11 protein-coding genes, 2 pseudogenes and 1 other annotated feature are annotated in these 11380 nt (G+C 42.8%); of the genes and pseudogenes, 11 read left to right on the top strand and 2 right to left on the bottom strand.

Translation table 11 applies throughout. The features are described 5' to 3' along the window. Positions 1-210 precede the first annotated feature (210 nt). From OCV61_RS02605 to OCV61_RS02590, 4 genes and pseudogenes are all read left to right on the top strand, one after another. Positions 211-432: pseudogene (locus OCV61_RS02605) on the top strand (Ig-like domain-containing protein); the annotation flags it as partial. Positions 433-434: 2 nt separating this feature from the next. Beyond that, on the top strand, positions 435-704 hold the full coding sequence (locus tag OCV61_RS02600) for a hypothetical protein (protein ID WP_262582622.1): 270 nt from the start codon (positions 435-437) through the stop codon (positions 702-704). Further along, positions 705-1292, top strand: a complete 588-nt coding sequence (locus OCV61_RS02595) for a hypothetical protein (protein WP_158420524.1) — start codon at positions 705-707, stop codon at positions 1290-1292. 21 nt (positions 1293-1313) lie between these two features. Further along, positions 1314-1817 (top strand): hypothetical protein, encoded by a 504-nt coding sequence (locus OCV61_RS02590; RefSeq protein WP_158420523.1) that lies wholly within the window; start codon positions 1314-1316, stop codon positions 1815-1817. 238 nt (positions 1818-2055) lie between these two features. On the opposite strand, the pseudogene OCV61_RS18740 reads toward OCV61_RS02590, so the two are convergent. After that, a pseudogene (locus OCV61_RS18740) lies at positions 2056-3357 on the bottom strand (transposase); the annotation flags it as partial. A 106-nt stretch (positions 3358-3463) separates the two neighbouring features. After that, positions 3464-3712: a binding site (T-box leader), on the top strand. A gap of 105 nt (positions 3713-3817) precedes the next feature. Here OCV61_RS18740 and OCV61_RS02580 point away from each other — a divergent pair. The 3 genes from OCV61_RS02580 to OCV61_RS02570 are packed head-to-tail and all read left to right on the top strand — an operon-like array spanning position 3818 to position 6589. Further along, the gene (locus OCV61_RS02580) at positions 3818-4846 is read left to right on the top strand and encodes an ABC transporter substrate-binding protein (protein WP_158420522.1); all 1029 of its coding nucleotides are present in this window, start codon (positions 3818-3820) and stop codon (positions 4844-4846) included. A 15-nt stretch (positions 4847-4861) separates the two neighbouring features. After that, a complete protein-coding gene (locus OCV61_RS02575; protein ID WP_330382864.1) occupies positions 4862-5788 on the top strand; it encodes an ABC transporter permease in 927 nt (308 codons plus the stop codon). 3 nt (positions 5789-5791) lie between these two features. Beyond that, on the top strand, positions 5792-6589 hold the full coding sequence (locus OCV61_RS02570) for an ABC transporter ATP-binding protein (protein ID WP_158420521.1): 798 nt from the start codon (positions 5792-5794) through the stop codon (positions 6587-6589). Between the two features lie 53 nt (positions 6590-6642). Here OCV61_RS02570 and OCV61_RS02565 read toward each other — a convergent pair whose 3' ends face one another. Beyond that, positions 6643-7851 (bottom strand): nucleotidyltransferase, encoded by a 1209-nt coding sequence (locus OCV61_RS02565; protein WP_158420520.1) that lies wholly within the window; start codon positions 7849-7851, stop codon positions 6643-6645. 333 nt (positions 7852-8184) lie between these two features. On the opposite strand from OCV61_RS02565, the gene pta reads away from it, so the two are divergent. From pta to rpmF, 4 genes are all read left to right on the top strand, one after another. After that, positions 8185-9189 carry a phosphate acetyltransferase gene (pta, locus tag OCV61_RS02560; RefSeq protein WP_158420519.1) on the top strand — a complete coding sequence of 335 codons (1005 nt, stop codon included), beginning with the start codon at positions 8185-8187 and terminating at the stop codon, positions 9187-9189. A 93-nt stretch (positions 9190-9282) separates the two neighbouring features. After that, on the top strand, positions 9283-10473 hold the full coding sequence (locus tag OCV61_RS02555) for an acetate/propionate family kinase (protein ID WP_158420518.1): 1191 nt from the start codon (positions 9283-9285) through the stop codon (positions 10471-10473). Positions 10474-10650: 177 nt separating this feature from the next. Next, positions 10651-11178, top strand: a complete 528-nt coding sequence (locus OCV61_RS02550) for a YceD family protein (protein WP_158420517.1) — start codon at positions 10651-10653, stop codon at positions 11176-11178. Between the two features lie 3 nt (positions 11179-11181). Continuing rightward, positions 11182-11364, top strand: a complete 183-nt coding sequence (rpmF, locus tag OCV61_RS02545) for a 50S ribosomal protein L32 (RefSeq protein ID WP_118509587.1) — start codon at positions 11182-11184, stop codon at positions 11362-11364. The last annotated feature ends 16 nt before the right edge of the window (positions 11365-11380 follow it).

The following is an 11380-nucleotide window of genomic DNA, read 5'->3' as shown; positions in this document are numbered from 1 at the left end:
TATATCTTACGATCAAAAATACGAAAAAGAATTATTTGTTCACATGGATTTTGAGTTGACAATAAAAAAGTGAATGAGATTGCCGTGCAGGAGGTAGATGTGTTCCTTCCGGAACTGTAGGAAAGAAGTTGTGCAAGCTGCAAAGAGAAGGAACAAAAGGTAGCAGGAGATAAGCTTTCTCCAGTATTAGAATTAAATGCTGCAGCAGTTACTTTGAAAGTAAAGCAGGCAACCACAGGTTTGAAAATCACCCAGATTCAGAAGGGAGACTCCGTAGTTTCCTGGAAATCCAGCAACACCAAAATTGTGAAGGTATCCTCTAAGGGAAAACTAACAGCGCAGAAGAAAACCGGAAAAGCTACAGTAACAGTTACCCTGAAAAGTGGAATCGGCAAAAAAATACCGTTAATGTGCAGAAAAAAGCAGTTGTAACAATGAAAATTACAATAAGTATAATTCTGACATTAGTACTATTGGTATCCTTTTCAATACAGACATATGGAACAACTTCTAAAAGAGCAAAGACAAACAGTAAAACATATGTATATGGATTTAATATTAATGATTTTGGCAGATGGACAGCGAAGTCTACCCTTCAAATTAAAATAAGCACGATTGCATCTTCAAAATTAAAAATAACATATCATGATTTATCTGGTAATGAAAAAGATGAAACTTATATAGCGTATAAGGAGGAAGTTTAAATGAAAGAGAAACTTATTACCCTGCTTTTAGCTAGTTCCCTTGTTTTGTCCTGCTCGTCACCTGTTTTCGCAGATGAAAAGGACAACAAAATTGAGCAACTGGAAGCTCAAATTGTTGAAATGCAAAAAACGATAGATGAGCTTCAAAAGCAACTCGATGAAGCATCTGCCAAATCTCAAACTACTTCTCAGGATTCCTATAAAATAGGTGAGCCTTATGTTGTGGAGAACCAATGGAAAATCACAGTGGATTCTGTTGAAGAAGTTAGCAATCGTAATGAATTTAGTGAAAAAAATCCAGCTGCTGTTTATCTTGTAACCTATACCTATGAAAATCTTGGGTATGACGACGATGCTATGAATGGCTTATATATAAGCCTTGAAGATGGAATAGTCGACAGTTTCGGAAAAATGGGATATTCATATCCTGGAGATATATCAATGTATCCACAAGAGACGCCAGTTGGCGCATTTTGCCAGGCACAAGCGTGTATTGGCGTAGATAATGCCGGAGATTTTAAAATTAATTTTTATACTTATGACAGTAACGGTCAAAAGCAATCTGCTATTTTTGAGATTAATGTTTAATTTACGGAAAGGGAAGAGAATATGAAAAAAACAAGGAAATTATTACTGCTTACACTGATTTTAACACTGCTGTTTTCCAGCAATGTATGGGGAGCTTCTTATTATTCCTATAATAAGGTTGGGCTTAATTATGGCAAAACTGGAAGCTTTTATGGCCCCGGGAAAAATGGATATAAATGGGTGCAGGTCACCTCGATAAACGGATCAAAAATTAAATACCGCTATGCCAAATTTGCCTATAGTAGAGCAGAAGGCCACTCTATCATTAAATCATATGGAAAGACTTATACGGCAAAGCTGACTGGGAATACAAGATATTACAAAAGCGCTCCATGGACAAAATTAAACAGTGTGCAGGCATATCGTTACAGCTATCACAGCCAATCATTTAAAAAATTGAAAATACTGATAAAAAGCAACAAATGGAATATGTTTGGAACATACTACCAGAATGGCTCTTTTTATATTAAGGTCTCGAAAGGAAAAGTGAAAACTGTCATTTCGCCAGTGATTTTTTCGATGTGATTATTGTCATACTTAGTCTGAAAGTATAAGTATTTATTATGTATACTGTATTTTATAACCAAACGGGGCTGTCGGTTAATACCATATTTCGGCATCCTCAGTAGCAATTGAAAGGATCCCTGCAAGGACAAGATTTGTTAGCCTTCTATCTTGCGAGGGATCCTTTTCTCTATGAAAGATGAAATTTATTTTTGGCCGCAAAAATCCCTTGTCTGGATTTTTACAGCCATACTTTTGATCAAGCTGTTTTTTCCGTTGTTTTTCCCTCAAACTTCTTTAATTTTTCATTGAGAAAGCGATAGTATTTATTTATATTCCTTCCGATCGCATACAACATGAATTCTTTGTACACTTTATCTGCAGAACGGTAATTAAAACGGCGGAAGTTTTCGTTTTCTTTGATCTCACCGAAATGTCCTTCCGTCTGGATCGAACGTGTCTGCCGTTTCAGGATCCCGCGCTCACTTTGGATGTTTGCATGGGATTTTTCACGCAGTTCACGTCCGTCATGGCAGATATAGAACTGCTCATCTTCAAATACCTCAACCTTCATGTTGTAATATTTGCTGATATCTTCCGCATATGCACGTGTTTTACGTTTCTCATGATCCTGCAGCTTTATATAGCTTTCTATCCTTTTTCGTTTAAATAAAGCAGATTTTTCTCGCTACAGTATCCGCTGTCAGCAGTCACCGCTTCCAGGACGCTGCCAAAAGCCTTTTGGTGCTTTTCCAGGACTGGGATCAGGGTATTGTAATCCGTCCGGTCATTACTTACATATCCGTGAACGATAAAATAGTTTTCCACGGCGATCTGTACGTTGTACGCCGGCTTTAACTGCCCGTTCAGTGCAGCATATGATCCTCTTTCATCCGCATAAAAGTAGCTTCCAGGTCTGTCTTGGAATAGCTGTTCCGGTCTTTTCCCATAATCTCGAAGCATTCTTTATATCCCATCAGACGCTGACCAAGATTCTCCAGTTCTTCATACAGCTGCTGGATCTCAGGTTTTCTTTTTACTTTTCCATAAACGAACTCAGTCCCTTCTCCAGAGGCGATTGTATTAAGGTTCTTCTGCAGCTTCAGGATTTCAAGCGGAGAGCAGTTATCAATCTCAATGACTGTATTATTTGCAAGTTGCTTATGTTTTGACAGCTTCCGTTTCCGGTTCTTTTCTATTACACTGCGGACTTTATCCATTCCCTCAATCACAAACATCTGTGCATTCCCGATATCATACTTTTGCCCATAACCATTCTCCTGCAAAAATGTATTATACCTGGCAAAGTTCAGTTCAATAGAATCCAGCAGACCAGCCAGATAAAAGCGAGATCTCTTTCACATAATTCTACAATACGGTCAACAGAACGTACTCCGCGCATGTTTGCGTAAGTAACTACAGCGTACATCATAATTGGGTTATACCCGGTTCTTCCCTTATCTGAACAATTGGCCAGCAGACCAGAAAAACCTAAATCTTCCATCACTTTTTTCAAGGTATAGACTGGATCGTCGTCGGGTAAACTCAATTCAAAGAAACTAAGTTAATTTTCATACAAACGATAATAGCTTTTAAAATAATACAAACGATAACAGCTTTAAAAATAAGCTTGACATTCAGGCATTAGTGTGCTAAAGTAAATCACAGTTAAACCAACGAGAAAGAGTAGTAAGCATTCATGTAACATTACAGAGAGCAGGTATTGGTGGAAGCCTGTATGGAGCGGTTTGCTGAATGGCCTTTTGAGGGCGGCCCGAAATCATTTACAGCAGAGTAGGAGCCGACGGGAACCGGACCCGTTATCAATCAGGAGTGTATGATAGTACATGCAAAAGTGGATCAAGGATCAATTTGAGTGGTACCGCGATAATAAGAACATTATTACCGTCTCAAGAACAGCAGATATGTTGTCTTGGGACGGTTTTTTACTTTACAGGAAATTACTTCATAATGTTCCAATAAAGTAAAAAGTGTAAGCGGATCAAGAAAGGAGAACGAAAATGAAAAAAAAGATGATGGTATGTGCAATGGCAGCAATGGCAGCAACAGCAATGATGACAGCAACTGTAATGGCAGATGACTTCAAGATCGGCATCTGCAATTATGTGGATGATGCATCCCTGAATCAGATCGTAGATAATCTTCAGACAAGACTGGAAGAGATTGGTAAAGAAAAAGGCGTAAATTTTGATATTTCTTATGAAAACTGTAATGCAGATGCAAATGTTATGGAGCAGATCATTTCTGATTTTCAGGCAGATGGCGTAGACTTAATGGTTGGTGTAGCTACACCTGTTGCAATGCGTATGCAGTCAATGACAGAAGGCACAGATACACCGGTCGTATTTTCCGCAGTTACAGATCCTGTAGGCGCAGGGCTGGTGGAATCCCTGGAAGAGCCAGGAGCAAATATTACAGGTACTTCAGATTATCTTGACACAGCATCTGTGATGAATCTGATCCTTGCTGTGAATCCGGATGTGAAAAAAGTAGGTCTTTTATATGATGTAGGACAGGATTCCTCTGCAGCAGCTATTGAGGAAGCAAAAGCATTCCTGGAGGAGAAAGATATTGAAGTTGTAGAGCGTACAGGTACCACAACAGATGAGGTACAGCTGGCAGCAGATGCATTGGTAGCAGATGGTGTGGATGCGGTATTTACACCTACAGACAATACTATTATGACAGCAGAGCTTTCAATTTATGAGAAATTTATGGAAGCAGGAATCCCTCAGTATACAGGAGCTGATTCCTTTGCGTTAAACGGAGCTTTCATGGGATATGGAGTTGATTATGCGAACCTTGGACAGGAAACAGCAGACATGGTAAGCCAGATCCTTCTGGATGACGCAGATCCGGCTGCTACACCTGTTAAAACTTTTGATAATGGTACAGCAACCATCAATACAGAGACCTGTGAGGGTCTTGGACTGGATCTTGAACAGGTTAAGGCGGCTTTTGAGCCACACTGCACACAGATTAAAGAAATCACAACTGCTGAAAGCTTTGACGAGCTGAATGCTGACTGATCGGAGGAATTTATTGTGAATATCGCAACCATTCTAACACTGGGAGAGACTGCATTAAAGCTGGGACTTATTTGTTCTCTTACAGTTCTGGCACTGTTTCTCAGCTATTCCATGCTGAACGTATGTGACTTGTCAACTGATGGCTGTTTTACACTTGGAGCAGCAGTAGGGGCAACCGTAGCAATCAGCGGACACCCGTTTTTATCCATTCCTGCAGCTATGGCTGCAGGTGTAGGCTCCGGTTTTGTAACTGCGATCCTGCAGACGAAAATGGGTGTGGACAGTCTTCTTGCCGGAATCATTGTGAATACAGGGTTGTATTCTGTGAATATTGCAGTGATGGGAGGCTCTTCTCTTTTGAATATGAATAGGACCACCACCGTATTTACGATGATGAAGGATGCACTGAAAGGTACACCTCTCCAGGGAAGGACAGAGATCCTGATCGCATTGATCGCAGTAGTGGTCGTGGTTGCGTTCCTTGTATTTTTCCTGAAAACAAGACTTGGTCTTGCAATCCGGGCTACCGGAAACAATCCGGATATGGTTAAATCTTCTTCTATTAATCCGGTATTTACAACCATCGTAGGGCTGTGTGTGGCCAATTCCTTTACAGCGCTTTCCGGATGCCTGCTGGCCCAGTCGCAGAAGTCTGTAGATATTAATATTGGTCAGGGTATGGTGACCATCGCCCTGGCATCCCTTCTGATCGGGGGAACCATCCTGGGCAAGGGAGGTATTTTACTTCGGGCTGTTGGAATGGTTTTAGGTGCTTTCATTTTCAGGCTTGTATATACCATTGCGCTTAGACTGAATATGCCTGCATTTATGCTGAAGCTGGTTTCCTCTGTGATCGTAGTCCTTGCAATCTCTGGCCCATATCTGAAGAAACAGTGGCCGCAGATACGAAGAAGGATGACACACAAGAAGGGAGGTATCTGACAGATGCTGGAATTAAACCATATTTCCAAAACCTTTAATCCGGGAACTGTAAATGAAAAAAAGGCCTTAAGGGATCTGTCTCTTTCTTTGAAACCAGGTGATTTTGCTACGATCATCGGTTCCAACGGAGCCGGAAAATCCACATTGTTTAATGCAATCTGTGGGGATTTTCTTACGGATTCAGGATCGATTGTCCTGGATGGACAGGATATTACCTTTGTGCCGCAGCATATCCGTTCCAAAAGTATTGGACGGCTGTATCAGGATCCTATGAGGGGGACTGCACCGGGAATGACCATTGAGGAGAATCTTGCACTGGCAGCTGGCAGAGGCGGATGGCTTTCTCATGTATCCAAAGCAGACAAGGAAAGGTTCAGGGAACAGCTTGCACTTCTGGATATTGGGCTTGAGAACCGAATGTCACAGCCGGTAGGACTTCTTTCCGGAGGACAGAGGCAGGCTTTAAGTCTTCTGATGGATACCATGAATCCACCCAAGCTGCTGCTTCTTGATGAGCATACAGCAGCACTGGATCCGGGTACTGCAGCTAAGGTGCTGGCAATGACAAAAAGAGTGGTGGAAGAGAACCATCTTACCTGTCTGATGATCACGCACAATATGTATTCAGCCCTGGAACTGGGCAATCGCACGCTGATGATGGACAGCGGCAGGATCGTGCTGGATATCAGCGGAAAAGAAAGAGAAGGCCTGACAGTTGCCGGCCTTCTGGAAAAATTCAATGCTGGAGCAGGAAAAGAACTTGATAATGACAGGATCCTGCTTTCTGGAAAAGATAATTAAATCGTAACCAGTCAGTATGCGCACATTTCCTGCCAAATAGTTACATTAAATCATTATAAAATGACCACCGGCTGGCTGTATTCATGAATGAATGGCTGGCCGGTTTTTTGTGAAAGCATGGTCTGATACAGATTGGAAGCAAAAACAGTCTCCTGAAACAGAGCATTATCTGCAGGGGGAAGCAGCAAAGCTGCATCTGCTGCTTTTGACAGAAGAGGCATGGAGCCTCTTTTTTTTATTTGGGATAAAAGGCTGCTGCTAGCCTTACGAAAACCAAGAATGTGTGCATAATGAAAATCGCTGGGGGTGTGCCGGATCTGAAGCAGGGCATGAAGCAGTGCACGCTGAATGCGGGTCTGGGTTATATTCTTCGTTTTAACCTTTGATGCAAATTCAGTAAATGTGCTATATTCCCAGGCACAGGTACAGATCCGCCTTGCAAGATCTTCGTTCATATCCAGATACTGCTGAAGAGAATCTGGTGTTTCCAGGAGAAGACGATATCTGTAAAGAGGATCCAGGTCACTTTCTGTTAAATACAGCCCTTCCTCAATTGCCTTTTTAAAAACAGAAAAGGCAGGCGATGGAATCTGATCCTGAAAACAAGCCAAAGGCTCCTTAAAAAGCTGGGTGCGTATACCGGAAGCTGAAGGAAAAGTATCTGAAAGATCAGTGTCATGGTAGCCGCTGCCTTCTCTTTTCAGGGCATAAGGCTGGATGGAGCTTTTCAGGGAGAGAATCGCCTTACAGTATTCAATCCCCAGGATGGTATTAGGCTTGGAAAGCAAGGCGGCAAGCTGAGGATTATGAGTATAAAGGGTAAGGGCATTGCTTCTGGCAGCAGGAAAGGAAAGCCCTTCTTTCAGGCTCTCTGTAAGAAGCTGCCTGTATGGCTCTGGTTCCTTGAGCAGGATCCGTGCAAGCTCCATAAGAAGCTGTGTATCTGTGGATTCACTGCCAAAGCAGAGAACGTCTGTTACGCCAAGGCCGAAGAGCAGACGTACAGCTCCTTTTGCAAAGCCTTCGGCACTGGCTGTGGAAACAGAAACAGGCAGCTCCACCACCAGGTCTGCGCCGCAGGACAAAGCCATCCTGGTACGTAAATGCTTTGGGAAAAGGGCAGGAGTGCCCCGCTGCACAAAATCTCCGCTCATGGCGATCACAATATAATCCGCATGAAGCATCTGGCGGATTTGATCAAGCTGATATTTATGGCCTGTGTGAAAGGGATTGTATTCGGCAATGATACCTACAGTTTTCATGAAATTGTACCTCATAAAATACGATTATATGGCACATTCTACCATCGAAATGCTTGAAATACAAGACCGGGAGGTTTATAATATATTACAGGTATGGCCTGAGAAATTCAAGTCGAGCAGCCGCGAGACTTGGCGCGTGATTCTGGTCAGCGTAAGCTGACATATTCTTTACAGAATCACTGCGCATCCTCGCGGAGCGTTTATCTCAGTCGGAGATTGGACTCCCACTGAGACGAACTTGCTGTTACTCACTACCTGAAAGAGGTGGGAGTCTTCTCGACTGAGATGAATTTCTGTCGGGCCAACACTTATGAAAGGAGCTAATGAATTATTATGGGATTTATTGATGTAATCAAAAACAGAGCAAAAGCAAACGTAAAGACAATCGTACTTCCTGAGACAGAGGATATGAGAACTCTGGAAGCTGCTGACAAGGTCCTGAAAGAGGGGATTGCAAAGCTGATTCTTATTGGTAATGAGGAGAAGGTTAAAAAGAGCGCAGCAGAAGGCGGCTTTGATATCTCCGGTGCACAGATCGTTGATCCTGAGACTTCTGAGAAGACACAGGGATATATTGACAAATTAGTAGAGTTAAGACAGAAGAAGGGGATGACTCCTGAGCAGGCAAAGGAGATACTTCTGAACCAGTATCTGTACTATGGTGTTATGATGGTAAAGATGGGCGATGCAGATGGTATGGTATCCGGTGCATGCCATTCTACAGCTGACACACTCAGACCATGTCTGCAGATCCTTAAGACAAAACCAGGCACAAAGCTTGTATCCGCATTCTTCCTGATCATTGTTCCGGATTGCGAATATGGTGCAAAGGGTGCATTTGTATTCGGAGATTCCGGACTGAACCAGAACCCGAATCCGGAAGAACTGGCTGCTATTGCTGGATCTTCAGCTGAGTCCTTTAAGCTTCTCGTTCAGGAAGAGCCTATTGTTGCAATGCTTTCCCATTCCACAAAGGGCAGTGCAAAGCATGCAGATGTTGACAAGGTTGTTGAAGCTACAAAGATTGCAAAAGAGCAGTATCCAGAGCTTGCACTTGACGGAGAGTTCCAGCTTGATGCAGCTATCGTTCCAAGCGTAGGTGCTTCCAAAGCTCCTGGCAGCCCGGTTGCCGGTAAAGCAAATGTATTGATCTTCCCGGATCTTGATGCAGGAAATATTGGTTACAAACTGGCTCAGCGTCTTGCAAAGGCTGAAGCATACGGACCTATCACACAGGGTATAGCTAAGCCTGTAAATGACCTTTCCAGAGGATGCTCTGCAGATGATATCGTAGGTGTAGTAGCTATCACATCTGTTCAGTGCCAGGCTCAGGACTGATCCATCAGATTCTATAGCCCATCATATTAAGTACATATTTTGTAACTGTGAAGATAGAAAACTGTTACCATATTTTTTAAGGAGAGTAGAAAAATGAATGTATTGGTAATTAACTGCGGAAGTTCTTCCCTGAAGTATCAGCTGATCGATTCTGAGACAGAGGCAGTCCTTGCAAAAGGTCTTTGCGAGAGGATCGGTATCGACGGAAGACTTGTTTACCAGAAAGCTGGCAATGACAAAGAGATCACAGAGGCTTCCATGCCTACTCACAAAGAGGCTATCCAGATGGTACTGGATGCACTGACAAATGACAAGACTGGTGCTATCTCCAGTCTGAAAGAGGTTGGTGCTATCGGACATCGTATTGTCCATGGCGGTGAGAAATTTGCTTCCTCTGCAATCATCACAGATGAAATGATCGCAGCTGTTGAGGAGTGCAATGATCTGGCACCTCTTCACAATCCTGCAAACCTGATCGGTATCCGCGTATGTGCAGAGCTTATGCCTGGAGTTCCGCAGGTAGGTGTATTTGATACTGCTTTCCATCAGACAATGCCTGCAAAAGCATATCTGTACGGACTTCCTATTGAATATTATAAGAAATATAAAGTAAGAAGATATGGCTTCCACGGTACATCCCACAGCTTTGTATCCAAACGTGCGGTTGAGTTCCTTGGCCTTGATAAGGACAATTCCAAAGTGATCGTCTGCCACCTGGGCAATGGTTCTTCCATCAGCGCTGTACAGAATGGCAAATGTGTGGACACAACTATGGGTCTTACCCCTCTTGAAGGTGTTGTAATGGGTACACGTTCCGGTAACATTGATCCGGCTATCGTTGAGTACATTGCAAAGAAAGAGAACCTGGATCTTGCAGGCGTTATGAATGTCCTGAATAAGAAATCAGGTCTTCAGGGTATGTCCGGTGTATCCAGTGATATGCGTGACCTGAGAGCTGCAGCTGCAGAAGGCAACGAAGATGCCAAGAATGCTATTGAGGTTCTTTGCTATGGCATTGCCAAGTTTGTAGGCGGCTATGTGGCAGCTATGAATGGTGTAGATGCTATCGTATTTACTGCAGGTATTGGTGAGAATGTAGGCATGATCCGTGAAAAGGTTTGCTCATATCTTGGATTCCTTGGCGTTAAGCTGGATGCAGAAGCAAACGAGGCAATGGGAGAAGAAGTAGTGATTTCTGCTGCTGATTCCGCTGTAAAGGTTGCAGTTATTCCTACTAACGAAGAACTGGCAATCTGCCGTGATACAGTTGCTCTTGTTAAATAATTCCATGCAGCATTCTTAAGAATAAATGGGGATGTGCCTTGGGCAGATCCCCATTTTTATGACTGTTACAGCAAATTTCATAAAATGCAACATTTTTTTCATAAAAAGCCGCAATTTATACGTTGACAAAATACAAAGCCAACGGTATAATTGATTGAGTGTGGATAGGAGATAATTATGCGGATTCATTTATCGGATATTTCATCCAGTGAAGGTAAGTGCATACAGCAGTCCGTTCCTTTTGAGATGGATCGGATTTCTTTTCAGGCAGGTACATATCCTGTTCTGGCGAAGAAACCGGTAGAGCTTTGTATTACTAATACTGGAGACCGGATTCTGGAACTGACAGGACATGGACAGATCACAGTGTCGATTCCATGTGACAGATGTCTGGAGGAAGTTTCAGTAGATATTCCTTTTCAGATCCAGAGAAAGCTGGATATGAAGCTTACGGAAGAAGAACGGATAAATGATCTGGATGAGAGCAGCTATCTCACAGGTATGGACCTGGATGTGGACCAATTGGTCTATCTTGAGGTACTGATGGGCTGGCCTTTAAAGGTTTTATGCAGAGAGGATTGCAAAGGTATCTGCAGCCAATGTGGGAAAAACCTTAATGACGGTCCCTGCGGATGTGTGGATGAGCCTAAGGATCCCCGCATGGCAGCTATCAGTGATATATTCAGTAAATTTAAGGAGGTGTAACCAATGTCCATCTGCCCAAAGAATAAATCTTCCAAAGCAAGACGTGATAAGAGAAGAGCAAACTGGAAAATGAGCGCTCCGAATCTTGTAAAATGCAGCAAATGTGGTGCTCTGATGATGCCACACAGAGTTTGCAAGGCTTGTGGAAGCTATAACAAAAAAGAGATCATTAAGGTTGAAGACTAATTCAACACTGCAGAAA

Source organism: Blautia ammoniilytica (assembly GCF_025566965.1).
Lineage (GTDB): Bacteria > Bacillota > Clostridia > Lachnospirales > Lachnospiraceae > Blautia_A > Blautia_A ammoniilytica.
The sequence above is the reverse complement of the archived record's forward strand: the minus strand, read 5'-3'. Positions and strand labels throughout refer to the sequence as shown.